Raw genomic sequence first — 24,801 nt, 5'->3', positions numbered from 1 at the left:
GACACTGGAGATGAAACGCAGAACGTTCGTAACGCTGGCGGCCGCGGCCGCGGTGGTGATGGGCAGCCCGGTCGCGCACGCGGCCGATCCGGTCAAGATCGGCTTCCTCGTGAAGCAGCCGGAAGAGCCGTGGTTCCAGGACGAGTGGAAGTTCGCCGAAATCGCGGCGAAGCAGAAGGGCTTCACGCTCGTGAAGATCGGCGCGCCGTCCGGCGAAAAGGTGATGAGCGCGATCGACAACCTGTCCGCGCAGAAGGCGCAGGGCTTCATCATCTGCACGCCCGACGTGAAGCTCGGGCCGGGCATCGTCGCGAAGGCGAAGTCGCACAACCTGAAGATGATGACGGTGGACGACCGCCTCGTCGACGGCGCGGGCAAGCCGATCGAGGCGGTCCCGCACATGGGGATCTCCGCGTACAACATCGGCAAGCAGGTCGGCGACGGCATCGCGGCCGAGATCAAGAAGCGCGGCTGGGACATGAAGGACGTCGGCGCGATCGACATCACCTACGAGCAGCTGCCGACCGCGCATGACCGCACCAGCGGCGCGACCGACGCGCTGGTGGCCGCCGGCTTCCCGAAGGCGAACGTGATCGCGGCGCCGCAGGCGAAGACCGACACCGAGAACGCCTTCAATGCGGCGAACATCGCGCTCACGAAAAACCCGCAGTTCAAGCACTGGGTGGCGTACGGCCTGAACGACGAAGCCGTGCTCGGCGCGGTGCGCGCGGCCGAAGGGCGCGGCTTCAAGGCGGACAACATGATCGGCATCGGCATCGGCGGCTCCGATTCTGCGCTGAACGAGTTCAAGAAGCCGCAGCCGACGGGCTTCTACGGCACCGTGATCATCAGCCCGAAGCGTCACGGCGAGGAGACCTCGGACCTGATGTACACGTGGATCACGCAGGGCAAGGCGCCGCCGGCACTGACGCTGACGACCGGCATGCTCGCGACGCGCGACAACGTGTCGAAGGTGCGCGACGAGATGGGGCTCGCGTCGAAGTAAGCGGCTTGCCGGCTGCGGCGGCCACGCGGCAGCCGGCGATCGATGGATCTGCAAGAGTAGGGAGACGACGTGTCAGCGGCACTGCGTTTTGACAATATCGGCAAGGTCTTTCCCGGCGTGCGCGCACTCGACGGCATCTCGTTCGACGTGCATGCGGGCGAGGTGCATGGCCTGATGGGCGAGAACGGCGCGGGCAAGTCGACGCTGCTGAAGATTCTCGGCGGCGAATACCAGCCCGATGCGGGCAGCGTGCTGGTCGACGGCCGGCCCGTGCAGTTCGCGAGTGCGGCCGCGTCGATCGCGGCCGGCATCGCGGTGATTCACCAGGAGCTGCAGTACGTGCCCGACCTGACGGTCGCGGAAAACCTGCTGCTCGGCCGCCTGCCGAATGCGTTCGGCTGGGTGAGGAAGCGCGAGGCGAAGCGTTTCGTGCGCGAACGGCTCGCCGCGATGGGCGTCGACCTCGATCCCGATGCGCGGCTCGGGCGGCTGTCGATCGCGCAGCGGCAGATGGTCGAGATCTGCAAGGCGCTGATGCGCAATGCGCGCGTGATCGCGCTCGACGAACCGACCAGCTCGCTGTCGCATCGCGAGACCGAAGTGCTGTTCAAGCTCGTCGACGACCTGCGTGCGCAGGGCCGCGCGCTGATCTACATCTCGCACCGGATGGACGAGATCTACCGGCTGTGCGACGCCTGCACGATCTTCCGCGACGGGCGCAAGATCGCGTCGCACGAATCGCTCGCCGACGTGCCGCGCGAACGGCTCGTCGCCGAGATGGTCGGGCGCGAGATTTCGGATATCTATCATTACGCGCCGCGTGCGCTCGGCGACGTGCGCTTCGCGGCCGAAGGCATCGACGGCCCGGCATTGCGCGAACCCGCGAGCTTCTCGGTGCGCGCGGGCGAGATCGTCGGTTTCTTCGGGCTCGTCGGCGCGGGCCGCAGCGAGCTGATGCGGCTCGTGTACGGCGCGGATCACCGGCGTGCGGGCGTGCTGACGCTCGACGGCGCGCGCATCGACGTGAAGCGCACCGGCGACGCGATCCGCCACGGCATCGTGCTGTGTCCCGAGGACCGCAAGGAAGAGGGGATCATCGCGATCGCGTCGGTCGCGGAGAACATCAACATCAGCTGCCGCCGCCATTCGCTGCGCGCGGGGCTCTTCATCAACCGCAAGGCCGAAAGCGAAACGGCCGACCGTTTCATCCAGCGGCTCAAGATCAAGACGCCGAACCGGCGCCAGAAGATCCGTTTCCTGTCGGGCGGCAACCAGCAGAAGGCGATCCTGTCGCGCTGGCTCGCGGAGCCCGACCTGAAGGTCGTGATCCTCGACGAGCCGACGCGCGGGATCGACGTCGGCGCGAAGCACGAGATCTACGACGTGATCTACCGGCTCGCGGAACGCGGCTGCGCGATCGTGATGGTGTCGTCGGAGCTGCCGGAAGTGCTCGGCGTGTCCGACCGCATCGTCGTGATGCGCGAAGGCCGGATCGCGGGCGAACTGCCGCGCGAGCAGGCGAATGAACACGCGGTGCTGAACCTGGCGCTGCCGCAGACGAGCGCCGTCGAGGCGGCCTGACGCAGCACACGACAATCGAATCGGACAGGCACGGCGCGGGCCGTGCGATGCAGGAGCAGGAGACTCAATCATGCAAGTCAACGAAAACCTTGGCAGCGCCGCCGTGAAGCCGTCGGCCGACGCGCTGGTGCCGCAGCAGAGCGACCGCCAGAAGTGGTGGCAGCATCTGACCGAATACAGCCTGATCGCGATCTTCGCGGTGATGTTCATCACGATGTCGCTGACCGTCGATCACTTCTTCTCGATCGACAACATGCTCGGCCTCGCGTTGTCGATCTCGCAGATCGGCATGGTCGCGTGCACGATGATGTTCTGTCTCGCGTCGCGCGACTTCGACCTGTCGATCGGCTCGACCGTCGCGTTCTCGGGCGTGCTGTGCGCGATGGTGCTGAACGCGACCGACAACACGTTCGTCGCGATCGTCGCGGCGGTCGCGGCCGGCGCCGCGATCGGCTTCGTGAACGGCGCGGTGATCGCGTACCTGCGCATCAACGCGCTGATCACGACGCTCGCGACGATGGAGATCGTGCGCGGGCTCGGCTTCATCGTGTCGAAGGGGCAGGCGGTCGGCGTGTCGTCGGATACGTTCATCGCGCTCGGCGGGCTCACGCTCTTCGGCGTGTCGCTGCCGATCTGGGTCACGCTGCTGTGCTTCATCGCGTTCGGCGTGCTGCTGAACCAGACGGTCTATGGCCGCAACACGCTCGCGATCGGCGGCAACCCGGAAGCCTCGCGGCTCGCGGGGATCAACGTCGAACGCACGCGCGTGTACATCTTCCTGATCCAGGGCGCGGTGACGGCGCTCGCGGGCGTGATCCTCGCCTCGCGCATCACGTCGGGCCAGCCGAACGCCGCGCAGGGCTTCGAGCTGAACGTGATCTCCGCGTGCGTGCTTGGCGGCGTGTCGCTGATGGGCGGCCGCGCGACGATCTCGGGCGTCGTGATCGGCGTGCTGATCATGGGCACCGTCGAGAACGTGATGAACCTGCTGAACATCGACGCGTTCTACCAGTACCTCGTGCGCGGCGCGATCCTGCTCGCGGCCGTGCTGCTCGACCAGCTGAAGAACCGCGGCGTCCGCGACTGACCCGATCCGCTCTCACGGAGACGAACCGCATGACCATCGACACTTCCGCGCATGACCCGCACACCGCGAGCCACGCGCGCTTTGCACGCTACCCGAGCCTCGAGGATCGCGCGGTGCTGATCACGGGCGGCGCGACCGGCATCGGCGCGGCGTTCGTCGAGCACTTTGCCGAACAGGGGGCGCGCGTCGCGTTCGTCGACCTCGACGCGGCGGCCGGCGCCGCGCTCGCGGAACGCCTCGCGCACGTACGCCATGCGCCGCTGTTCCTCCCGTGCGACCTGACCGACATCGACGCGCTGCGCCATGCGATCGACGCGATCCGCGCGCGCATCGGCGCGATCGCGGTGCTCGTGAACAACGCGGCGAACGACACGCGCCATGCGATCGGCGACGTGACGCCCGCATCGTTCGACGCGGGCATCGCGGTGAACCTGCGCCACCAGTTCTTCGCCGCGCAGGCGGTGATCGACGACATGAAGCGGCAGGGCGGCGGCGCGATCGTCAATCTCGGCTCGATCAGCTGGATGCTGAAGAACGGCGGCTATCCCGTCTACGTGATGGCGAAGGCGGCCGTGCAGGGGCTGACGCGCGGCCTCGCGCGCGACCTCGGCCCGTTCGGCATCCGCGTGAATTCGCTGGTGCCCGGCTGGGTGATGACCGACAAGCAGCGCCGGCTGTGGCTCGACGACGCGGGCCGCGCGGCGATCAAGGCCGGCCAGTGCCTCGATGCCGAACTGCTGCCCGCCGATCTCGCGCGGATGGCGCTGTTCCTCGCGGCCGACGACAGCCGGATGATCACCGCGCAGGACGTGATCGTCGACGGCGGCTGGGCCTGACCGTCCGCACGACCCGCATCGATTCTTCGACGAAGGAAAGGAGTTCACCATGACCGCCACGTCCTCGAGCGCATCGTCGTCCACCAGCCAGTCGCGCCGTGCGCGCCTGGCCGCCGCCGCGCAGCCGGTCAGCGCCGGCCCGCAGACAGCAGCCTTCGCGCAGGGCGTCGGCGCCGCGCATGCGGCGGCCGTCACGCTGTCGAACGCGTTGCTGCGGCTCGACGTGCTGCCGCATCTCGGCGGCGGCATCGCGCGCTTCGACTGGCGTGGCGACAACGGCGCGCTGATGCCGGTGTTCCGCCGCTGCGAGCACCCGGAGACGGCGACGGACCCGAACGAGCTCGCGTGCTATCCGCTGCTGCCGTACTCGAACCGGATCGGCGACGGGCGGTTCGAGTGCGACGGGCGCAAGGTCGCGGTGCCGCGCAATCGCCGCGACGAGCCGCTGCCGATCCACGGCGACGGCTGGCTCGCGCGGTGGCAGGTGGACGATGCGACCGGCACGTCGCTGCAACTGTCGCTCGATCGCACCGCCGGCGCGCCGTATGCGTTCCGCGCGATCCAGTCGTTCGAGCTCGACGACGCGACGCTGTCGATCGCGCTGACGATCGAGAACGCGGGGCGTGCGCGGCTGCCGTTCGGGCTCGGCGTGCATCCGTTCCTCGTGCGCGATACCGCGACCGAACTGGCCGCGGCTGCCGGCGGGCTGTGGCTGTCGGGCGCGGATTTCCTGCCGGTGCGGCACGTGAGCGTGCCGCCGGCCTGGCAGTTCGGCGTCGCGTATCCGCTGCCGGCCGCGCTCGTCAATCATGCGTTCACCGGCTGGGGCGGCCACGCGACGGTGAGCTGGCCGCGCCGCGGGCTGTCGCTGACGGTGGCGGCCGATGCCGACGCGTACGTGCTCTATACGCCGCCCGGCGAGGATTTCTTCTGCTTCGAGCCGGTCGATCATCCGATCAACGCGGTGAACCTGCCGGGCGGCGCGACCGCGCACGGGATGACGCTGCTCGCGCCCGGCGAGCGGCTCACGCGGCGTTTCGCGTTCACCGTCGAGCGCGCCGATGCGCGCGGCAATGCGGCTTCGCGCGAGGCGCGCCGGCGACGCGGGTAAAATACGCGGTCTACCAACGGTTTGCCGCGAGTACCCGCCATGTCTTCCCCGCTTACTTTCATCGAATCGCTGCGCGCCGCGTGGCAGCGCACCAATTCGCTGCTGTGCGTCGGCCTCGATCCCGAGCCGTCGCGCTTTCCCGTGCAGTTCGACGGCCAGCCCGATGCGATCTTCGAATTCTGCCGGCAGATCGTCGACGCGACCGCGCAATACGCGAGCGCGTTCAAGCCGCAGATCGCCTACTTCGCCGCGCATCGCGCGGAAGACCAGCTCGAGCGGCTGATCGCGCACATCCACCTCCAGCATCCGGGCCTGCCGGTGATCCTCGACGCGAAGCGCGGCGATATCGGCAGCACGGCCGAGCAGTACGCACGCGAAGCGTTCGAGCGCTACCGCGCGGACGCCGTCACGGTGAATCCGTACATGGGCTACGACTCGGTCGAGCCGTACTTCGAGCACGAAGGCAAGGGCGTGATCGTGCTGTGCCGCACGTCGAACCCGGGCGGCTCCGACCTGCAGTTCCTCGACACCAACGGCCGGCCGCTGTACCAGGTCGTCGCCGATCTCGCGGCGAACAAGTGGAACGCGAAGAACGGCCAGCTCGGCCTTGTGGTCGGCGCGACGTTCCCGAAGGAAATCGAGATCGTGCGCGGGATCGTCGGCGACATGCCGCTGCTGATTCCCGGCATCGGCGCGCAGGGCGGCGACGTGCAGGCGACCGTCAACGCGGGCCGCACGGCCGACGGCACCGGCATGATGATCAACTCGTCGCGCGCGATCCTGTACGCGAGCAAGGGCGAGGATTTCGCCGAAGCCGCGGCGCTCGCCGCGCAGAAGACGCGCGACACGATCAACGCGCATCGTTGATCGGTTGCACCGGTTGCCCGTCCGGGCAGCCGGTTCCGGCGGGCTCCCACGCGCGAGCCCGGCGCTTTCCTCCCGCTTTTCCGCTCCTCCGCCCGCCCGGCCCGCGCTGGCGCACGCGGACAACTTCCCGTCGCTTCCGCACCGCATCCCCGTGCGCCAATCGCGCGATGCTGCCGCTTGTCATCGATCCGTCACGAAAATGTCAAGAAAGGAGCGACGCCATGCCCAAGCTGTCCCGACGTCTTCTGAGCGCGCTAGCCGCGTCGTTGTGCATGAGCTTCGCCCATGCGGCGGATCTCTCGCACTGGCCGGCCGACAGCGCGAAGGCGCTGAACGCGATGATCGCCGCGCACGCGCACCGCGGCGACTACGCGGTGTTCGACGCCGACAACACGACCTACCGCTACGACCTCGAGGAGTCGCTGCTGCCGTACCTCGAGAACCGCGGCGTGCTGACGCGCGACACGCTCGACCCGTCGCTGAAGCTGATCCCGTTCAAGGATTCCGCCGACTACCGGGAATCGCTGACAAGCTATTACTACCGGCTGTGCGAGATCGACGACCTGGTCTGCTACCCGTGGATCGCGCAGGCGTTCTCCGGGCTGTCGCTGGCCGACCTGAAGCGCCACGTCGACGCGATGCTCGCCGACGGCAAGCCGATCCCGATCCGCTACTGGCAGGGCGACAAGGTGGTCGACGGCACGGTGAACCCGCCGCGTTTCTTCCGCGGGATGCAGGAGCTGTACAACGCGCTGCGCGAGAACGGGATCGAGGTCTACGTGATGACGGCCGCCCATGAGGAGCTCGCGCGGCTCGTGCTGTCCGACCCGAAGTACGGCTACAACGTGAAGCCGCAGAACGTGATCGGCGTGACGACGCTGCTGCGCAACCCGGCGACCGGCGCGCTGACCACCTCGCGGCTGCAGATCAAGGCCGGCAAGTACGACGAGGCCGCGAACCGCAGCCTGGTGATCACGCCGTTCCTGATGAACCCGATGACGTGGTACGAAGGCAAGCTCGGCTCGATCGTCGGCTGGATCGACCAGTGGAAGAAGCCGGTGCTCGTCGCGGGCGACACGCCGACGTCCGACGGCTACATGCTGCTGAACGCGACCGACGTCGCGCGCGGCGGCGTGCGCGTGTGGGTGAACAAAAAGGACAAGCAGATGGCGCAGATCCGCGCGTGGTCGGATGAATCGGCCGCGCGGCAGAAGTCGCTTGGCCTGCCGGTGACGGCGGACAAGAACTGGATCGTCGTGAAGCCCGACGCGATCCAGTAAGCGGGCAGGCGGGGGCGCGGCGCGCGCTCCCGGCCCGATCAGCCCTCGCGCTCGTCGAGCAGCTTCAGCAGCCCGCGCAGCGCATGCGCGGCCGCCTGCGTGCGGATCTGTTCGCGGTCGCCCTTGAACACGAGCGTTTCGACGTCGGTATGCAGCCGGTTGCTCCAGCCGAACGACACGGTGCCGACCGGCTTCTTCTCGCTGCCGCCCGCGGGGCCCGCGATGCCGGTGACGGACAGCGCGACCTGCGCGCGGCTGTTGCGCAGCGCGCCTTCGGCCATCGCGCGCGCGACGGGCTCGCTGACGGCGCCGTGCTTGTCGATCAGGTCGGGCGGCACGCCGATCATCTCGATCTTGGCCTGGTTCGAGTACGTGACGAAGCCGCGCTCGAACCACTGGCTGCTGCCGGAGATGTCGGTGATCGCCGCGGCGATCATGCCGCCGGTGCAGGATTCGGCGGTGGCGAGCGTCAGGTGCTCGTCACGCAGCTTGTTGCCTGCGCGGATCGCAAGCTGATGGACGACGGAATCGGTTGGCATGCGCGTCGGGAAACGGGAGTCGGAAAATCGGTCAGCCGACGACGGAGCGCCACAGGGCGATCACGAGCAGCGTCATGAACGCGGCGACCAGGTCGTCGACCATGATGCCGAGCCCGCCTTTCAGGCGGCGCTCGACATAGCGGATCGGCGGCGGCTTGAGCATGTCGAAGAAGCGGAACGCGACGAACGCCCACAACTGGCCGACGAAGGTCGCGGGCGTGACGAACAGCATCACGAGCCAGATCGCGACGATCTCGTCCCAGACGACGGCGCCCGGATCGGCCGAGCCCATCTTCCTCGCGGTGAAACCGGTCAGCCACGTGCCGGCCACGAAGCCGGCCGCGATCAGCGCCCACCATTCGGGCACCGTCAGGTAGCGGTTGAGCACGACGAACGTCAGCCAGCCGAACAGCGAGCCGAACGTGCCGGGCATGATCGGCGCGAGCCCGCTGCCGAAGCCGAGCGACACGATGTGCGCCGGGTGCGACAGCATGAAGCGCGCGGTCGCGCGCCGCGGCGCGTTGCCGCCGGATGCGGCGCCGGGCTCGGCCGCGGCGTGCGCGGGCGTCGGGTCAGTCTGCATGGAAGTGGTCGAAGCCGTGCAACGTGAGAGCGAGGGGCGCGCCGGCAGCGTCGCGCCAAGTGATCGCGGGCTGCTCCGACGGCGCGGACAACGCGCGTATTGTACCGATTCGGGTAACCGCCACGCCGGCCGTCACGCCCGCCGCCTCGACCGCCGCGCGGGCCGCCGCCGGCGCGGTGAAGCACAGTTCGTAATCGTCGCCGCCGGCCAGCGTGCAGCGGCGCTGCACGTCGGGCGCCAGCGTCGCGAGCGCGGCCGAGCGCGGCACCGCGTCGGCATCGATCTCGGCGCGCACGTTCGAGCGGGCCAGGATGTGCTGCAGGTCGCCGGCGAGGCCGTCCGAGAGATCGAGCGCCGCGTGCGCGACGCCCGCGAGCGCGAGGCCGAGCGCGATGCGCGGTTCGGGGTACTCGAGCGCGCGCCGGAACGCGGCTGATTCGTTTGCGCCGGCCGTCCATTCGCCGCGCGCGACGCCGAGGCCGGCGCGCGCATCGCCGAGCGTGCCGGATACCCAGACATCGTCGCCGTCGCGCGCGGCGTCACGCCGCAGCGCCGCGTCGGGCGCGACTTCGCCGAACACGGTCACGCACAGGTTCAGCGGGCCGCTCGTCGTGTCGCCGCCGATCAGCTCGCAGCGGTAGCGCTCGGCGAGCGCGAACAGCCCGTTGCTGAACGCTTCCAGCCACGCGGCGTCGGCCCGCGGCAGCGCGCACGCGAGCGTGAACGCGCGGGGCTCGGCGCCCATCGCCGCGAGGTCGGACAGGTTGACCGCGAGTGTCTTGTGGCCGAGCGCGTCGGGTGCGACGTCGGGGAAGAAGTGGCGGCCTTCCACCAGCATGTCCGTCGAAATGGCCAGCAATTTCCCGGATCGGGGCGTGATCAACGCGCAGTCGTCGCCGATGCCGAGCGTCGACGCACGGGCGCCCTGCGCGGCGCGGCGCGTGAAGAAGCGTTCGATCAGCGAAAATTCGGAGAGGGCGGCTGGCACGGCGGATGGATCCGAAACGATGGAAGGAACGGCATTGTACGAGGCGAGCGGCGGCGTTCCTGCACCGTTCAGTACAATTTTGTCGCGGCTGTTGCACCCGAATCGCCGGTCTGGCGGCCGATGATTGGCGCTACAATGCCGTCGAAGAGTCATTCTAATCCGCCCGCCAAGAGACACATGTCTACCCAAGCCTCCTCCAAAGCCAAACTTCGCGAAGCCGCGCTCGACTATCACGAATTCCCGACCCCCGGGAAAATCGCGATCGCCCCGACCAAGCAGATGATCAACCAGCGCGACCTCGCGCTCGCGTACTCGCCGGGTGTGGCGTACGCGTGCGAGGAGATCGTCGAGAATCCGCTCAACGCGGCACGCTTCACCGCGCGCAGCAACTTGGTCGGCGTCGTCACGAACGGCACGGCGGTGCTCGGTCTCGGCAACATCGGCCCGCTCGCATCGAAGCCGGTGATGGAAGGCAAGGCGGTGCTGTTCAAGAAGTTCGCGGGCATCGACGTGTTCGACATCGAGCTGAACGAGTCGGACCCGCACAAGCTGGTGGACGTGATCGCCGCGCTGGAGCCGACCTTCGGCGGGATCAACTTGGAAGACATCAAGGCGCCGGACTGCTTCATCGTCGAGCGCGAAGCGCGCAAGCGGATGAAGATTCCGGTGTTCCACGACGACCAGCACGGCACCGCGATCGTGGTGGCCGCGGCCGTCACGAACGGGCTGAAGGTCGTCAACAAGGACATCAAGAAGGTCAAGCTCGTCGCGTCCGGCGCAGGTGCGGCCGCGCTCGCGTGTCTCGACCTGCTGGTCGACATCGGCCTGCCGCTCGAGAACATCATCGTGACCGACCTGGCGGGCGTGGTCTACAAAGGCCGCACCGAGCTGATGGATCCGGACAAGGAGCGTTTCGCGCGCGAAACGGAAGCGCGGACGCTGGCCGAAGTGATCGACGGCGCGGACATCTTCCTCGGCCTGTCGGCCGCCGGCGTGCTGAAGCAGGAGATGGTGAAGGGCATGGCCGAGCGTCCGCTGATCCTCGCGCTCGCGAACCCGACGCCGGAAATCCTGCCGGAAGCGGCGCTCGAAGTGCGCCCCGACGCGATTCTCGCGACCGGCCGCACCGACTATCCGAACCAGGTCAACAACGTCCTGTGCTTCCCGTTCATCTTCCGCGGCGCGCTCGACGTCGGCGCGACGACGATCACGCGTGAAATGGAGATTGCGGCCGTCAACGCGATCGCCGAGCTCGCGCAGCACGAGCAGAGCGACATCGTCGCGACCGCGTACGGCATCCAGGACCTGTCGTTCGGGCCCGAATACCTGATTCCGAAGCCGTTCGATCCGCGCCTGATCGTGAAGATCGCGCCGGCCGTCGCGCAGGCCGCGATGGACGGCGGCGTCGCGACGCGCCCGATCGAGGACATGGACGCGTACAAGCAGCACCTGCAGCAGTTCGTGTACCACAGCGGCACGACGATGAAGCCGATCTTCCAGATTGCGCGCGCCGCGCCGGAAGAGAAGAAGCGCGTCGTGTTCGCGGAAGGCGAAGAAGAGCGCGTGTTGCGCGCCGTACAGATCATCGTCGACGAAAAACTCGCGAAGCCGATCCTGATCGGCCGCCCGTCGGTGATCGAGCACCGTATCCAGCGCTACGGCCTGCGCCTGACGCCGGGCACCGATTTCACGGTCGTCAACACCGAGCACGACGAGCGCTACCGCGATTTCTGGCAGACGTACTACAAGATGATGGCGCGCAAGGGCATCAGCGAGCAGCTTGCGCGCGTCGAGATGCGCCGCCGCACGACGCTGATCGGCTCGATGCTGGTGAAGAAGGGCGAAGCGGACGGGATGATCTGCGGCACGATCAGCACCACGCACCGCCACCTGCACTTCATCGACCAGGTGATCGGCAAGCGCCCGGGCTGCAGCGTGTACGCGGCGATGAACGGGCTCGTGCTCCCGGGCCGCCAGATTTTCCTCGTCGACACCCACGTGAACGTCGACCCGACCCCGGAAGAGCTGGCCGAGATCACGATCATGGCGGCGGAAGAAGTGCGCCGCTTCGGCATCGAGCCGAAGGTCGCGCTGCTGTCGCACTCGAATTTCGGCACGAGCAACGCCCCTTCGGCGAAGAAGATGCGCGATACGCTCACGATCCTGCAGGAACGTGCGCCGGAGCTGAAGGTGGACGGCGAGATGCACGGCGACGTCGCGCTCGACGCGGCGCTGCGCAAGGAAATCCTGCCGGAGTCGACACTGGAAGGCGAAGCGAACCTGCTGATCCTGCCGAACATCGACGCCGCGAACATCGCGTACAACCTGCTGAAGACGGCCGCGGGCAACAACATCGCGATCGGGCCGATCCTGCTGGGCGCGGCGCAGCCGGTGCACGTGCTGACCGAGTCGGCGACCGTTCGCCGCATCGTCAACATGGCGGCGCTGCTGGTCGCCGACGTGAACGCCACGCGCTAACGCCAAAACGAACGCGCCAGGCCGGTCGAACCGGCGTGGCGCGTCGGGAAAATTGTAAACAAAAGCAAAAAGAGGCGTGCCCACAATGGGCACGCCGCCGGGCAGGGCGCGTACGCGCTTCCCGCAAGCAACAAGCAGCATCTCTCCACTCCAGACAGCGAGCAAGGCAGGGAGGCAGTTCCCACCATTGGCGAGATGCCGTCCGGATTTTATCCTATGTAAGATAAATGTAGTGTAATTTCGGTAAGAAATGCGCGATTCCGGATATCACGACGCTTTCGATTCCCAAACGGACATTGATTCGCGCGGCCAATAACGCTACGCTAACGCCTTTGTTGGTCGTCAACTACTTGATTTAACAGCGGGAACCCTGGTTCATGGCACGCAAGTGGCTCCGCAACGGCGCGCTCGCGTCCGTCTTCGCGATGTTCGCGATGGGTATCGTCGGCACGCCGACGGGCAGTCTGGTTTCCGCCGCTTACGCACGGGAGGCCGTTCCGGCCGACGTGGCGGCGAGCGGGCTCGATACGATTCCGACCGCCCGTCTTCCGCGCGAGGCCGTGACCACGCTGGGCCTGATCGGCGCTGGCGGTCCCTATCCGTACGAGAAAGACGGCGTCGTGTTTGGCAACCGCGAGCGGATCCTGCCAAAAGCGAAGCGCGGCTACTACCATGAGTACACGGTGCCGACGCCGCGTGCCCGCAATCGCGGTGCGCGCCGGATCGTCTGCGGCGGGCCACTGCGCCGGATCGACAACTGTTATTACACGGGCGACCACTACAACAGTTTTAAACGTATTGTTGAATGACTTCGGGACGAATGGCATGAGCGACTCCATCTACGCGCACGAAACGGCGGCGGCGGAACTGTTCGCGGCCGGCGACGGCAATCTGTTTCAGCGCGTGATCCAACTGCACGCGGCGGCGCAGGCTGGCGGCACGCCGGAGCAACAGGAAGCCGAGCCCGGGCTTTCATCGAACGAGGAGCCTATGAGCCTTTTCACGACCGTGCGACCCAATCTCGTGCAGTCGATCCGCGCGTTCCGCGTGCAGGATCTTGCCGACGAAGCCGGCCGGCTCGGCCAGCATTTCCTGTATGCGTTTTGCGGCGCCGCGCAGTCGAAGCAGGAAGTGATGGAAACGATCGCGACGTCGTTCCTGTTCCCGAAGCATTTCGGGAAGAACTACGACGCGCTGTACGACTCCCTGACCGACCTCGTCGCGAAGGCCGGCGCGCAGCCCGGTTTCGTGATCGTCCTCGAAGGGCTGCCGATCGCGCAGAAGTTCGACAAGGAAGGGCGCGAGACGCTGCTCGACGTGTTCCGCGAGGCGGCCGAATTCTGGGCCGAGCGCAAGGTCGCGTTCCGCGTGTTCTATTCGTTCGCGTAAGCGCACGTCGGCCCGCGGCCGATTCGGCGAATCATCCTTCGGAAGCCCGCTTCGAGCGGGCTTTTTTGCGCCTGCGTGATGCGGACGGGCCGGAACGGCGCGTGGCCCGCTGACATTGCCCTTTCATCCGGCACCTTTTTTCGAGACAATCTCGATGGGCCCGGTCGCGGCAGCGGCCGCATCGGGCGCATACAACAAACCATCGAGAGAGGGCTGTCTTCCCATGAGTATTTCCCGTTCCGCACGCGCCGTCGTGCTGCCCCTGCTGGTCGTGGCGGGCGCCGCGCATGCGGCGCCGCTCACGCCCGAGCAGACCGTCGACCTTTACATCGGCGCATTCGTCAACGGTGATGTGTCGAAAGCCCGCGAATTCAACGATGCGGTGCGCACGAGTTACGGCGGCAAGGACGCGCTCAACGTCGACGTTCTGTCGAAGATGGGCGATTCGATGCGCAAGGACATGGCCGAAGACTTGCTGGCGCCGATGCCGCCGAAGGCGAGTGCCGCATTGCGTCCGTCGGTGGAGAGCATGGCCGCGGCCTATCAGCGTGCGATCAATCGCTCGGAGTGCAAGCCAACCGGGTCGTCGCAGCAACCGAACTCGGCTCGCGAGGGCGAGACGATCGCGACGGTTGAATTTGCGTGCCGCGTCCCGGATGTGGGGCCCGGCGCGAAGGCGCTGGAGGCGAAGCTCGGCAACGGCCGCCTGAAGAATGATGCGGCCCGGATTGTCGCGTTCAATGCGATCTTCTCCGGCATGGCGAAGGTGCTGGACGCAGCGCCGGTCACGTACCCCGTGACGGGCAAGATCGATATCTACAGCCTCGGCGGCGGCTGGACGACCGGTAGCCCGCAAGACGTGCTGACGCCGGTGCTCGATGCGTTGTCAGAAGCGATGCCGCATGGCTCGTCGAGCGACAAGTAAGTTGCGATAGACCGCCGCATCGCCACGGGCCGCATTCCCGCGGCGATGCCGGGCCGCTTGTCGTGCGGCGGCAGGGTGGCGTGCGGTCAGGGCGTGTCGCGCCGTCTTGTGCGGGCACGACTTCCGATCACCATCCCCCCCAGCGCGCCGCAAGCGCCGCAAGCACGGCCGCGCCGGCCGTCTCGGTTCGCAGCACGCGTGGCCCGAGCGACAGCGCGGTGAACCCGCGTGCGCGGGCCGCGTGTTCCTCGTCGGGCGACAGCCCGCCTTCCGGCCCGATCAGCAGCGTGACGGTTGCAGCGGGCGGCGTGTCGGGCAGCGACGCGAACGGGATGCTCGCGCGCGGCGACAGCAGCAGCCGCAGTTCGCCGTCGACCGGTGCCGCCGGCAGCGTATCGAGCCAGGTGTTGAAGCCGGCGACCGGCGCGACGTCGGGCACGCGGTTGCGCCCGCATTGCTCGCACGATGCACGCACGACGCCGCGCCAGTGCGCGACGCGCTTGTCCGCGCGCTCGCCGGCGAGCTTCACGACGCCGCGCGCGGTCGACAGCGGCACGACCGCCGTCACGCCGAGCTCGACGGCCTTCTCGATCACCCAGTCCATCTTGTCGCCGCCGGCGATGCCTTGCGCGAGCGTCACGCGATAGGGCGGCTCGGCCTCGGCCGGATCGAATGTGTCGACCTGCGCGAGCGCGCTGCGCTTGTCGATCTCGACGAGCCGCGCGCGGTACTGGCCGCCGGTGCCGTCGAACAGCGCGAGCACGTCACCGGGCTGCAGGCGCAGCACCTGTGCGTGGCGCGCGACCTCGGCCGGCAATGCGAGCGTGGCGTCGGCGCGCAGGGCCGCGTCGACGAAAAAGCGCGGCACGGCCGCGGTGGTGGTGGCTTCGTTCATGCGTGTAACGGTTGGGGTCATGCGTCGAGACGGCGCCCGAGCGCCCATCGGTAGCCGTCGAGATCCTCGATCTGCGCGAACCGGTCGCCCCAGAACTGATCCTGCGGCGCGCTCAGCGACTTCGCGCCCGCGTCGAGCGCGCGCTGCCAGGTGGCGTCGACGTCGTCGACATACAGGTAGAACGATTGCGGCGCAGTGGCGTTCGCACTTTTCGGCGTGCGCGCGGTCGAGCCGAACGCGCCTTCGGGCGCGAACATCACGATCAGCTGGCCGCGGTAGGCCATCTCGACGTGCATGATCGCGCCGTTTTCGTCGTGCACGTCGCGCAGTTCGAAGCCGAATGCGGCCTTGAAGAAATCGATGGCCGCGCGCGCGTTGCGTACGGCCAGGTAGGGCGTCAACCAAGGCACGTTGGCCGGACGTGGATCGGTCATGAAAATCTCCTGTGGGGGCGCTTGGGCACGTGTTCTGATTCCATGCCCGGGCGTTCGTTCAGGGGGGCGGCACGGCGTCCAGGACATTCCGCCCCGGTGCGATGCATCGCGAATCCTGCAGGGACGCGATGGAAAACGGAAGCGGGGCGGCCGCGCGGACGCTCAGCGGCGAACGCCCAGTGTATCGCGCAGCGCGCGCGGCAGGGCAAAGAGGGACGCATGCAGCCGCGCATCGTAGTAGCGCAAGCCCTGGACGCGGCGGGCCGCGAGCCGTTCGTCGATGTCGTGCGCGAACAGCGCGGCCGCGTCGAGCGTGTCGCTCGCGATCGCCATCAGCCACTGCGAGCCATACAGCGGCACGTGCGCGGACAGCGGATCGACGACCGCGAAGCTCGCGCGCAGGTCGTCGAGCAGCGCGGCGATGCGCGCCGCGTGGAACACCGGCGAGCCGAGGTGCATCGAGATCGCGCCGCACGGCGTCAGGATCCGCTTGAGCCGCGCATAGAACGCGCGGGTATAGAGGCCGGCCGCCGGCGAATCGGGCGGCGTGAGGTCGAACACGACGAGATCGAAATGCTCGACGGTCGACTCGACGAAATGCGCGGCGTCGCCGATCACGACCTCGACGCGCGGGTCGTCGAGCGCGCCCTGGTGCACGTCGTCGAGATACCGGCGCGCCATTCCGACCACCTCGTCGTCGAGTTCCGCGATCACGATCCGCGCGATGCACGCATGCTTGAGCAGCTGGCGCGCCGCACCGCCGTCGCCGCCGCCGAGCACGAGCGCCTTGCGCGGCGACGGATGCGCGAGCGCGGCCGGGTGCGTCATGCACTCGTGATAGACGTACTCGTCGCCGACCGACGTCATCGGTCGGCCGTCCAGCGTGAACAGGCGGCCGAGCTGGGGCGTTTCCCAGACCTCGATCTGCTGGTGCGGCGACGCGACGTGCGCGAGCCGCCGGGCGTTCGGGAAGCCGTAGGCGGAGTCGGGCGTAGGGTGGAAAAGTAGAGTCGTGCTCACGGGCGGGCCACTCAGGGCTGGCAGTTCCGACGTCTGAATTATAGGAGGCGGGCGGTTTGACGGAAAACCGTGCCGGAACACTACTCGCCGACAAGGGAAATGTCAGCCCATCTGTTAAAATGACGAGCTTTGCAGCCCCGTCCGTAGGCTCCGTCCGCTTCGCGTCCGTCAGGCGCCGCACCGCGCGCCGGGAACGATTGACGCTCGAGCTTCCGGATGCCGCCGTGCCCCCGTTTCCTCGACTCGTTCTCCGGACTCGACATGACGACTTCGTCTCCCGCCTCCACCACCCTGATGGCCAATGCGATCCGTGCGCTCGCAATGGACGCCGTCCAGCAAGCGAACTCCGGCCACCCCGGCATGCCGATGGGCATGGCCGAAATCGGCGTCGCGCTCTGGTCGCGCCATCTGAAGCACAACCCGACGAACCCGCACTGGGCCGACCGCGACCGCTTCGTGCTGTCGAACGGACATGGCTCGATGCTGCTGTACTCGCTGCTGCACCTGACCGGTTACGACCTGCCGATCGAAGAGCTGAAGAACTTCCGCCAGCTGCACTCGAAGACGCCGGGCCACCCGGAATACGGCATCACGCCGGGCGTCGAGACGACCACCGGCCCGCTCGGCCAGGGCCTCGCGAACGCGGTCGGCATGGCGCTCGGCGAAGCGCTGATGGCCGACGAGTTCAACCGTGACGGCGCGAAGATCGTCGATCACCATACGTACGTGTTCCTCGGCGACGGCTGCCTGATGGAAGGCATCTCGCACGAAGCCTGCTCGCTCGCCGGCACGCTGAAGCTGAACAAGCTGATCGCGCTGTACGACGACAACGGCATCTCGATCGACGGCGACGTCGTGAACTGGTTCCACGACGATACCCCGAAGCGTTTCGAAGCCTACGGCTGGAACGTGATCCCGAACGTGAACGGCCATGACGTCGACGCGGTCGACGCAGCCATCGCGAAGGCGAAGCTGTCGGACAAGCCGACGCTGATCTGCTGCAAGACGGTGATCGGCCAGGGCGCGGCGACCAAGGCCGGCGGCCACGACGTGCACGGCGCGGCGCTCGGCGCGGAAGAAATCGCGAAGACGCGCGCGGCGCTCGGCTGGACCTGGGAGCCGTTCGTGATTCCGCAGGAAGTCTACGCGGCATGGGACGCGAAGGAAGCCGGCAAGCGCGCGGAAACCGAATGGGATGCGACGTTCGCGGCCTATCGCGCGAAGTTCCCGGCAGAAGCCGCCGAATTCGAGCGCCGGATGGCCAACCAGCTGCCGGCCGACTGGGCCGAAAAGGCTGCGGCGATCATCGCCGGCGCGAACGAGCGCGGCGAGACGGTGGCGACCCGCAAGGCGTCGCAGCAGGCGATCGAAGGCCTGGCTGCCGCGCTGCCCGAACTGCTCGGCGGCTCGGCCGACCTGACCGGCTCGAACCTGACCAACTGGAAGGCATCGAAGGCCGTCCGCGCGAATCCGGAAGGCCCGGGCGTCCAGCTGGGCAACCACATCAACTACGGCGTGCGCGAATTCGGCATGAGCGCCGCGATCAACGGCCTCGCGCTGCACGGCGGCCACAAGCCGTTCGGCGGCACGTTCCTGACGTTCTCCGACTACAGCCGCAACGCGCTGCGCGTGGCCGCGCTGATGAAGGTGCCGTCGATCTTCGTGTTCACGCACGACTCGATCGGCCTCGGCGAAGACGGCCCGACGCACCAGTCGATCGAGCACGTGTCGAGCCTGCGCCTGATCCCGAACCACGACGTATGGCGTCCGGCCGACACGGTCGAGACGGCCGTCGCATGGACCCACGCGGTCGCCGCCGACCGTCCGTCGAGCCTGATCTTCAGCCGCCAGAACCTGGCGTTCAACCCGCGTACCGATGCGCAGATCGCGAACATCGAGAAGGGCGGCTACGTGCTGAAGGACTGGGACGAAGAGATCGTCGCGCGCAAGATCATCCTGATCGCGACGGGCTCGGAAGTCGAACTCGCGATGAAGGCCGTCGAGCCGCTCGCGCAGCAAGGCATCGCGGCACGCGTCGTGTCGATGCCGTCGACCAACGTGTTCGACCGCCAGGACGCCGAATACCGTGAGCGCGTGCTGCCGCACGGCGTGCGCCGCGTCGCGATCGAAGCGGGCGTGACGAGCTTCTGGCACAAGTACGTCGGCCTCGAAGGCGGCGTCGTCGGGATCGACACGTTCGGCGAATCGGCGCCGGCCGGCGTGCTGTTCAAGTACTTCGGCTTCACCGTCGAGCACGTCGTCGAGACCGCCAAGGCCGTGCTGGCCTAAAGAGACAGACGCGACGCGCGCCACCCCTCGCGCGCGTCGCACCGTGAAGCTGCACGAAACGAATTTTTTCAGCCATCAGGAGATAGACCATGACGATTCGCGTCGCAATCAACGGCTACGGCCGCATCGGCCGCAACACGCTGCGCGCGTTCTACGAGAACGGCAAGAAGCATGACATCGAGATCGTCGCGATCAACGATCTGGGCGATGCGAAGACCAACGCGCACCTGACCCAGTACGACACCGCGCACGGCAAGTTCCCGGGTGAAGTGTCGGTCGACGGCGACTACCTCGTCGTGAACGGCGACAAGATCCGCGTGCTGGCGAACCGCAACCCGGCCGAACTGCCGTGGGGCGAGCTGGGCGTCGACGTCGTGATGGAATGCACGGGCTTCTTCACGACGAAGGAAAAGGCGAGCGCGCACCTGAAGGGCGGCGCGAAGAAGGTGATCATCTCGGCACCGGGCGGCAAGGATGTCGACGCCACGATCGTCTACGGCGTGAACCACGACGTGCTGAAGGCCGAGCACACCGTCATCTCGAACGCATCGTGCACGACGAACTGCCTCGCGCCGCTCGTCAAGCCGCTGAACGACAAGATCGGCCTCGAAACCGGCCTGATGACGACGATCCACGCGTACACGAACGACCAGGTGCTGACGGACGTCTATCACGAAGACCTGCGCCGCGCGCGTTCGGCCACGCACAGCCAGATCCCGACGAAGACGGGCGCTGCTTCGGCCGTCGGCCTCGTGCTGCCGGAACTGAACGGCAAGCTCGACGGCTACGCGATCCGCGTCCCGACGATCAACGTGTCGATCGTCGACCTGTCGTTCATCGCGAAGCGCGACACGACGGTCGAGGAAGTCAACGCGATCATGAAGGAAGCTTCGGAAGGCGCGCTGAAGGGCATCCTCGGCTACAACGACGCACCGCTGGTGTCGATCGACTTCAACCACAACCCGGCTTCGTCGACGTTCGACGCCACGCTGACCAAGGTGTCGGGCCGCCTCGTGAAGGTGTCGAGCTGGTACGACAACGAGTGGGGTTTCTCGAACCGCATGCTGGATACGGCTGTCGCATTCGCGAACGCGAAGTAATCCTGCACGTTGCGCGACCGCCGCAAGGCGGCCTGCGCGGCGAACGAGCCCGGCCCGGTTTTTCCGGCCGGGCTTTTTTATTGCCCGCCGTTATGGCTCGATGCGGCCGTCACCTGCTCGAGCGCGGCGACGAACGCGCGCTTCAGCGGGCTGTCGAGATCGGTCCACGCGAGGCCGATGCCCGTACGATGCCCGGCCAGGTCGAGCGGCCGCGCGAGCACGTTCGGCGGCAGCGCGCTGGCGGCCTCCGCCGGAATCAGCCCGATGCCCATGCCCGCTGCGACGAGCGCGAGCATCGTCGTGAATTCCCCGAACTCCTGCGCGATCTCGAGCGTCGTGCCCGCGCGGCTCAGCGCGAGCAGCATGTCGTCGTGAAAACCCGGCGCGTAGCGGCGCGCGAGCACGAACGCGGGCTGGCCGCGCAGCGCGGCCGGCGCGATCGCATCGTGTGCGGCGAGCGGATGGTCGAGCGGCAGCGCGACGACGAAACCTTCCTCCAGCACCACGCGCGTGTCGATGCCCGCATACGCGGCCGGCAGCCGGATCATCCCGAAATCGATCCGCCGGTCGCGCAGCGCGGCGATCTGGTCGGGTGTCGGCAGGTCCTTCAGTTCGAGCGTGATCAGCGGATAGCGCTCGCGCATCGTGCGCAGCACGGCCGGCAGCAGCGCGGGCAGCACCGACGACACGAACGCGATCCGCAGCGTGCCGATCTCGCCGCGGCTCGACAGCCGAGCCATCTGTTCCGCGCGTGCGGCCTGCTGCAGCGTGGCGCGCGCCTCGGGCAGGAACACGCGCCCCGTATCGCTCAGTTCGACCTTGTGCCGGTCGCGCTCGAACAGGCGCGCGCCGAGTGCTTCCTCGAGCGCCTTGATCTGCATGCTCAGCGCCGGCTGCACTATGAACAGGCGCTGCGCGGCGCGCCCGAAATGCAGCTCTTCCGCGAGCGTGACGAAGGCGCGCAATTGCTTGAGTTCCATGGGCGGCGGGCAGGCGAGGGCGGTGATCAAGTTTCATGATAACCGGATCAAAAAATACCATTGGCGCGGCGCCCGGCCGATAGCCGAAGATACCGTCGACGCGAGACCGGCCGCGATGGGCCGCCGGCTCGACTGGCACGAGGAGACACGCATGACCCACGCGCTTGACCGGTTCCGCCTCGACGGCCGCCGCGCACTGATTACCGGTTCCGGACGCGGGATCGGGCTGACGCTCGCTCGCGGGCTGGCCGAAGCGGGGGCGGCGATCGTCATCAACGATCGCAATGAGGAGAAGGCCGCGACGCTCGTGCAGCGTCTGCGCGAGGAAGGCTTCACGGCCGACTACGCGGTATTCGACGTCGCCGAGCACGCACAGGTGCGCGCGGCGATCGACGATTTCGAGGCGCGCGTCGGCGCGATCGACATCCTCGTGAACAACGCGGGCATCCAGCGTCGCGCACCGCTCGATGCGTTCGAACCCGACGACTGGCATGCGCTGATGCGCGTGAACCTCGACGGCGTGTTCAACGTCGCGCAGGCCGTCGCGCGGCACATGATCGCGCGCGGCCGCGGCAAGATCATCAATATCTGCTCGGTGCAGAGCGAGCTCGCACGGCCGACGATCGCACCGTATGCGGCGACCAAGGGCGCGGTGCGGATGCTGACGAAAGGGATGTGCGCCGACTGGGCGCGCCACGGCATCCAGGCGAACGGCCTCGCGCCCGGCTATTTCGAAACCGAACTCAACCGCGCGCTGGTCGACGACGCGGCGTTCTCGGACTGGCTGTGCAAGCGCACGCCGGCCGGCCGCTGGGGGCGCGTCGACGAGCTGTGCGGCGCGGCGATCTTCCTCGCGTCGGCCGCATCCGATTTCGTGAACGGCCAGACGCTGTTCGTCGACGGCGGGCTGACCAGTGCCGTCTGACAAGGAGGCTGTCATGCGTATGCGTTGCATGTGTGTCGTGATCCACGGGCCGAACGACCTGCGGGTCGAAGAGCAGGACGCGGGCGAGATCGGCCCGGGCCAGGTGCGCGTCGATGTCGCGATGGGCGGCATCTGCGGCTCCGATCTCCATTATTTCCGGCACGGCGGCTTCGGCGCGATCCGGCTGCAGCAGCCGATGGTGCTTGGCCACGAGGTGGCCGGCACGGTCGCGGAAGTCGCGCCGGACGTGACCTCGGTGAAGGTCGGCGATCGCGTCGCGGTCAATCCGAGCCGGCCGTGCGGCGCGTGCCGCTATTGCCTCGAAGGGCTGCCGAACCAGTGTCTCGACATGCGCTTCTATGGCAGCGCGATGCGGATGCCGCACGTGCAGGGCGCGTTCCGCAATGCGCTCGTGTGCGACGCGGTGCAGTGCGTGAAGGTCGCCGATCACGTGCCGCTGTCGCTCGCGGCGCTCGCCGAACCGTTCGCGGTCGGGCTGCATGCGGTGTCGCGCGCGGGCCCGCTGATCGGCAAGCGCGTGCTGGTGTCGGGCTGCGGGCCGATCGGCGTGCTGGCGGTGGCGGCGGCGCGCGTGCATGGCGCGGCGGAGATCGTCGCGACCGACGTCGTCGAGGCGCCGCTGGCCGTGGCGAGCGCGCTCGGCGCCGACCGCACGATCAATGCGGTGGTCGATGCCGGCTGGGTCGAGCGCTACGGCGCCGACAAGGGCACGTTCGACGTGATGATCGAGTGTTCGGGCAATGCGCGCGCGCTGCGTGACGGGCTGGACGTGATGCGTCCACGTGGGGTCGTCGTGCAGCTCGGGCTCGGCGGCGATGTCAGCCTGCCGCAGAACGTCGTGGTCGCGAAGGAGCTGTCGATCTGCGGGTCGTTCCGTTTTCATGCGGAATTCGCGCTCGCGGTGCAGTTGATCAACGCGGGGCGCGTCGACCTGCGTCCGGCCGTCACGCGCGTGTTCCCGATGCGCGATGCGAACCTCGCATTCGAACTGGCCGGTGACCGGCAGCGCGCGATGAAAGTGCTGATCGATTTCGCGGACGTGGCGGCGTGACGATCACGCGCTAGCGCGCGACGGACGGACTCGACGTCATCAAAAAGGCACGCCCGCGATTCGCGCGGCGTGCCTTTTTTGTCGTGCTGCGAAAGCGCGCTACTGCATTACTGCGTGACCTGCCGCACGCCGACGCGCTGCGACGCGAGCCACAGCGCGATCAGCACGCCGGCAAGCGCAGCGCCCGCGATGCACACGCCGCGCCAGCCGTCGATCCCGTACGCGACGCTCGCCGCGAACGACCCGAATGCGCCGCCGATGAAGTAGCTCGTCAGGTAGATCGTCGTCACGCGACTGCGCGCGTTGCCGGCCAGCGCATAGATCACGCTCTGGTTCGAGATGTGCATGCCTTGCACGCCGACGTCGAGCAGCAGGATGCCCGCGATCAGCGCCGCGAGCGAATGCGCGCCGGCGGCGATCAGCGCGAACGACGCGAGCACGGCCGCCGCGAACAGCCCCGTTGCCGCATTGCCGTGGCCGCGATCGACGAGCCGGCCGGCCGACGTGGCCGCGAGCGCGCCCACCGCGCCGACGATGCCGAACAGGCCGATCTGCCCTTCGGAATAGCTGTACGGCGGCTGGCTGAGCAGGAACGTGAGGCCCGTCCACAGCAGGCTGAAGCACGCGAACACGAGCGCGCCGTAGGTCGAGCGCAGTGCGATCAGCGGTTGTGCGCGCACCAGCGCGACGAGCGACTTCATCAGCGCCGCATAGTCGAGGCGCGCATCGCGGCGATCCTTCGGCAGCTTCACGGCGAGCACGACGGTCAGCGCCGCCACCATCACCGCCGCGATGCCGTATACCGCACGCCAGCCGAACCCGTCGGCGATCGCACCGGCCGCGACGCGCGCGAGCAGGATGCCGAGCAGCAGCCCGCTCATCACGGTGCCGACCGCGCGGCCGCGCGAGCGCGCATCGGCGAGTGACGCGGCGAACGGCACGAGCAGCTGCGTCGAACAGGTGACGAAGCCGACCGCGACGTTCGCGACGACGAACATCGTGAAGTTCGTGCTGAACGTGACCGCGACCAGCGCGACGACGTTGAGCATCAGCAGCCGCACGATCAGCGTATGACGGTTGACCGCGTCGCCGAGCGGGACGATCAGCAGCAGGCTCGCCGCGTAACCAAGCTGCGTCAGCGTGACGAGATAGCCGAGCTCGGTCGGCGCGCGCCCGAAGCTGCGCGCGATCGCAGCGAGCAGCGGCTGCGCGTAATAGATGTTGCCGATGACGATGCCGCACGCGCAGGCGAACAGCAGCGTCATGGCGCGGGTCAGGGGAGGATGGGTGTCGTGATGCGGTTCCATGGTCGCGAAAAACAGCGGCGCCGGCCGGCGGCACGGAGCCGCCGGATGCGCGGGGTGACGGAAATCGGGGCCGGCGTCGACGGATCGGCGGTGAGCCGATGCGCGCCGG

General features: G+C 67.9%; 23 protein-coding genes. 15 read left to right on the top strand and 8 right to left on the bottom strand.

The features are described 5' to 3' along the window. Positions 1–10 precede the first annotated feature (10 nt). The 7 genes from LGM89_RS31655 (at position 11) to LGM89_RS31625 (ending at position 7,768) form a co-directional block, all read left to right on the top strand. The gene (locus LGM89_RS31655) at positions 11–1,006 is read left to right on the top strand and encodes an arabinose ABC transporter substrate-binding protein (RefSeq protein WP_039353007.1); all 996 of its coding nucleotides are present in this window, start codon (positions 11–13) and stop codon (positions 1,004–1,006) included. Between the two features lie 69 nt (positions 1,007–1,075). Further along, the gene (gene araG, locus LGM89_RS31650; protein ID WP_226275048.1) at positions 1,076–2,587 is read left to right on the top strand and encodes an L-arabinose ABC transporter ATP-binding protein AraG; all 1,512 of its coding nucleotides are present in this window, start codon (positions 1,076–1,078) and stop codon (positions 2,585–2,587) included. 70 nt (positions 2,588–2,657) lie between these two features. Then, on the top strand, positions 2,658–3,674 hold the full coding sequence (gene araH / locus LGM89_RS31645; protein WP_039353002.1) for an L-arabinose ABC transporter permease AraH: 1,017 nt from the start codon (positions 2,658–2,660) through the stop codon (positions 3,672–3,674). A 29-nt stretch (positions 3,675–3,703) separates the two neighbouring features. Continuing rightward, positions 3,704–4,510 carry an SDR family NAD(P)-dependent oxidoreductase gene (locus tag LGM89_RS31640; RefSeq protein WP_089494073.1) on the top strand — a complete coding sequence of 269 codons (807 nt, stop codon included), beginning with the start codon at positions 3,704–3,706 and terminating at the stop codon, positions 4,508–4,510. A gap of 49 nt (positions 4,511–4,559) precedes the next feature. Beyond that, positions 4,560–5,621 carry an aldose 1-epimerase gene (locus tag LGM89_RS31635; RefSeq protein WP_226275038.1) on the top strand — a complete coding sequence of 354 codons (1,062 nt, stop codon included), beginning with the start codon at positions 4,560–4,562 and terminating at the stop codon, positions 5,619–5,621. 39 nt (positions 5,622–5,660) lie between these two features. After that, entirely contained in the window at positions 5,661–6,488 is an 828-nt protein-coding gene (pyrF, locus tag LGM89_RS31630; RefSeq protein WP_011350899.1) for an orotidine-5'-phosphate decarboxylase, read from the top strand. Between the two features lie 221 nt (positions 6,489–6,709). After that, positions 6,710–7,768 carry a haloacid dehalogenase-like hydrolase gene (locus LGM89_RS31625; RefSeq protein WP_226275037.1) on the top strand — a complete coding sequence of 353 codons (1,059 nt, stop codon included), beginning with the start codon at positions 6,710–6,712 and terminating at the stop codon, positions 7,766–7,768. 38 nt (positions 7,769–7,806) lie between these two features. Here LGM89_RS31625 and LGM89_RS31620 read toward each other — a convergent pair whose 3' ends face one another. Genes LGM89_RS31620 through thiL form a run of 3 tightly spaced genes read right to left on the bottom strand, consistent with a single transcriptional unit; the run spans position 7,807 to position 9,878 of the window. Continuing rightward, positions 7,807–8,307, bottom strand: a complete 501-nt coding sequence (locus LGM89_RS31620; protein ID WP_034186407.1) for a CinA family protein — start codon at positions 8,305–8,307, stop codon at positions 7,807–7,809. Positions 8,308–8,338: 31 nt separating this feature from the next. After that, positions 8,339–8,890, bottom strand: coding sequence for a phosphatidylglycerophosphatase A (locus tag LGM89_RS31615; protein ID WP_226275036.1), 552 nt, complete (start codon positions 8,888–8,890; stop codon positions 8,339–8,341). Next, positions 8,880–9,878, bottom strand: a complete 999-nt coding sequence (gene thiL, locus LGM89_RS31610) for a thiamine-phosphate kinase (RefSeq protein WP_226275035.1) — start codon at positions 9,876–9,878, stop codon at positions 8,880–8,882. Before thiL ends, LGM89_RS31615 begins: the two co-directional genes overlap by 11 nt. Positions 9,879–10,013: 135 nt before the next feature. On the opposite strand from thiL, the gene LGM89_RS31605 reads away from it, so the two are divergent. The 4 genes from LGM89_RS31605 to LGM89_RS31590 all read left to right on the top strand — a co-directional run bounded on the left by LGM89_RS31605 (position 10,014) and on the right by LGM89_RS31590 (position 14,670). After that, on the top strand, positions 10,014–12,356 hold the full coding sequence (locus tag LGM89_RS31605) for an NADP-dependent malic enzyme (RefSeq protein WP_306427099.1): 2,343 nt from the start codon (positions 10,014–10,016) through the stop codon (positions 12,354–12,356). Between the two features lie 377 nt (positions 12,357–12,733). Further along, positions 12,734–13,165 carry a ribonuclease domain-containing protein gene (locus LGM89_RS31600; RefSeq protein ID WP_031398890.1) on the top strand — a complete coding sequence of 144 codons (432 nt, stop codon included), beginning with the start codon at positions 12,734–12,736 and terminating at the stop codon, positions 13,163–13,165. A 16-nt stretch (positions 13,166–13,181) separates the two neighbouring features. Then, a complete protein-coding gene (locus LGM89_RS31595) occupies positions 13,182–13,745 on the top strand; it encodes a barstar family protein (protein WP_089439207.1) in 564 nt (187 codons plus the stop codon). Positions 13,746–13,968: 223 nt separating this feature from the next. After that, positions 13,969–14,670 carry a hypothetical protein gene (locus LGM89_RS31590; protein ID WP_226275034.1) on the top strand — a complete coding sequence of 234 codons (702 nt, stop codon included), beginning with the start codon at positions 13,969–13,971 and terminating at the stop codon, positions 14,668–14,670. Between the two features lie 127 nt (positions 14,671–14,797). On the opposite strand, the gene LGM89_RS31585 is transcribed toward LGM89_RS31590, so the two are convergent. The 3 genes from LGM89_RS31585 to speE all read right to left on the bottom strand — a co-directional run bounded on the left by LGM89_RS31585 (position 14,798) and on the right by speE (position 17,019). Further along, positions 14,798–15,565: a 16S rRNA (uracil(1498)-N(3))-methyltransferase gene (locus LGM89_RS31585; RefSeq protein WP_226275033.1), complete on the bottom strand. Its 768-nt coding sequence runs from the start codon at positions 15,563–15,565 to the stop codon at positions 14,798–14,800. Between the two features lie 17 nt (positions 15,566–15,582). Further along, on the bottom strand, positions 15,583–15,999 hold the full coding sequence (locus tag LGM89_RS31580; RefSeq protein WP_226275032.1) for a VOC family protein: 417 nt from the start codon (positions 15,997–15,999) through the stop codon (positions 15,583–15,585). 162 nt (positions 16,000–16,161) lie between these two features. Next, positions 16,162–17,019: a polyamine aminopropyltransferase gene (gene speE, locus LGM89_RS31575; protein ID WP_089439211.1), complete on the bottom strand. Its 858-nt coding sequence runs from the start codon at positions 17,017–17,019 to the stop codon at positions 16,162–16,164. A gap of 216 nt (positions 17,020–17,235) precedes the next feature. On the opposite strand from speE, the gene tkt reads away from it, so the two are divergent. Beyond that, positions 17,236–19,308: a transketolase gene (tkt, locus tag LGM89_RS31570; RefSeq protein ID WP_206139524.1), complete on the top strand. Its 2,073-nt coding sequence runs from the start codon at positions 17,236–17,238 to the stop codon at positions 19,306–19,308. 89 nt (positions 19,309–19,397) lie between these two features. Continuing rightward, positions 19,398–20,408, top strand: coding sequence for a type I glyceraldehyde-3-phosphate dehydrogenase (gene gap / locus LGM89_RS31565; protein ID WP_059500962.1), 1,011 nt, complete (start codon positions 19,398–19,400; stop codon positions 20,406–20,408). Between the two features lie 77 nt (positions 20,409–20,485). Here the strand turns inward: gap and LGM89_RS31560 are convergent, their stop codons facing one another. Beyond that, the gene (locus LGM89_RS31560) at positions 20,486–21,388 is read right to left on the bottom strand and encodes a LysR substrate-binding domain-containing protein (RefSeq protein ID WP_226204319.1); all 903 of its coding nucleotides are present in this window, start codon (positions 21,386–21,388) and stop codon (positions 20,486–20,488) included. A 151-nt stretch (positions 21,389–21,539) separates the two neighbouring features. Between LGM89_RS31560 and LGM89_RS31555 the strand changes: the two genes are divergently transcribed. After that, the gene (locus LGM89_RS31555) at positions 21,540–22,313 is read left to right on the top strand and encodes an SDR family NAD(P)-dependent oxidoreductase (protein ID WP_226204321.1); all 774 of its coding nucleotides are present in this window, start codon (positions 21,540–21,542) and stop codon (positions 22,311–22,313) included. Positions 22,314–22,326: 13 nt separating this feature from the next. Continuing rightward, entirely contained in the window at positions 22,327–23,385 is a 1,059-nt protein-coding gene (locus tag LGM89_RS31550) for an L-idonate 5-dehydrogenase (RefSeq protein ID WP_089494083.1), read from the top strand. A 107-nt stretch (positions 23,386–23,492) separates the two neighbouring features. On the opposite strand, the gene LGM89_RS31545 is transcribed toward LGM89_RS31550, so the two are convergent. Continuing rightward, a complete protein-coding gene (locus LGM89_RS31545; RefSeq protein ID WP_226275031.1) occupies positions 23,493–24,692 on the bottom strand; it encodes an MFS transporter in 1,200 nt (399 codons plus the stop codon). Positions 24,693–24,801 lie beyond the last annotated feature (109 nt).

Source organism: Burkholderia sp. AU31624 (assembly GCF_020420065.1).
Lineage (GTDB): Bacteria > Pseudomonadota > Gammaproteobacteria > Burkholderiales > Burkholderiaceae > Burkholderia.
This window is presented reverse-complemented; position numbering and strand designations above follow the sequence as displayed.

Coding starts and splice junctions, on each gene's coding strand:
- LGM89_RS31655 (WP_039353007.1), top strand. CDS start 11: ATGAAACGCAGAACGTTCGTAACGCTGGCGGCCGCGGCCGCGGTGGTG.
- araH (WP_039353002.1), top strand. CDS start 2,658: ATGCAAGTCAACGAAAACCTTGGCAGCGCCGCCGTGAAGCCGTCGGCC.
- LGM89_RS31640 (WP_089494073.1), top strand. CDS start 3,704: ATGACCATCGACACTTCCGCGCATGACCCGCACACCGCGAGCCACGCG.
- LGM89_RS31635 (WP_226275038.1), top strand. CDS start 4,560: ATGACCGCCACGTCCTCGAGCGCATCGTCGTCCACCAGCCAGTCGCGC.
- pyrF (WP_011350899.1), top strand. CDS start 5,661: ATGTCTTCCCCGCTTACTTTCATCGAATCGCTGCGCGCCGCGTGGCAG.
- LGM89_RS31625 (WP_226275037.1), top strand. CDS start 6,710: ATGCCCAAGCTGTCCCGACGTCTTCTGAGCGCGCTAGCCGCGTCGTTG.
- LGM89_RS31620 (WP_034186407.1), bottom strand. CDS start 8,307: ATGCCAACCGATTCCGTCGTCCATCAGCTTGCGATCCGCGCAGGCAAC.
- LGM89_RS31615 (WP_226275036.1), bottom strand. CDS start 8,890: ATGCAGACTGACCCGACGCCCGCGCACGCCGCGGCCGAGCCCGGCGCC.
- LGM89_RS31605 (WP_306427099.1), top strand. CDS start 10,014: ATGCCGTCGAAGAGTCATTCTAATCCGCCCGCCAAGAGACACATGTCT.
- LGM89_RS31600 (WP_031398890.1), top strand. CDS start 12,734: ATGGCACGCAAGTGGCTCCGCAACGGCGCGCTCGCGTCCGTCTTCGCG.
- LGM89_RS31595 (WP_089439207.1), top strand. CDS start 13,182: ATGAGCGACTCCATCTACGCGCACGAAACGGCGGCGGCGGAACTGTTC.
- LGM89_RS31590 (WP_226275034.1), top strand. CDS start 13,969: ATGAGTATTTCCCGTTCCGCACGCGCCGTCGTGCTGCCCCTGCTGGTC.
- LGM89_RS31585 (WP_226275033.1), bottom strand. CDS start 15,565: ATGAACGAAGCCACCACCACCGCGGCCGTGCCGCGCTTTTTCGTCGAC.
- LGM89_RS31580 (WP_226275032.1), bottom strand. CDS start 15,999: ATGACCGATCCACGTCCGGCCAACGTGCCTTGGTTGACGCCCTACCTG.
- tkt (WP_206139524.1), top strand. CDS start 17,236: ATGCCGCCGTGCCCCCGTTTCCTCGACTCGTTCTCCGGACTCGACATG.
- gap (WP_059500962.1), top strand. CDS start 19,398: ATGACGATTCGCGTCGCAATCAACGGCTACGGCCGCATCGGCCGCAAC.
- LGM89_RS31560 (WP_226204319.1), bottom strand. CDS start 21,388: ATGGAACTCAAGCAATTGCGCGCCTTCGTCACGCTCGCGGAAGAGCTG.
- LGM89_RS31555 (WP_226204321.1), top strand. CDS start 21,540: ATGACCCACGCGCTTGACCGGTTCCGCCTCGACGGCCGCCGCGCACTG.
- LGM89_RS31550 (WP_089494083.1), top strand. CDS start 22,327: ATGCGTATGCGTTGCATGTGTGTCGTGATCCACGGGCCGAACGACCTG.
- LGM89_RS31545 (WP_226275031.1), bottom strand. CDS start 24,692: ATGGAACCGCATCACGACACCCATCCTCCCCTGACCCGCGCCATGACG.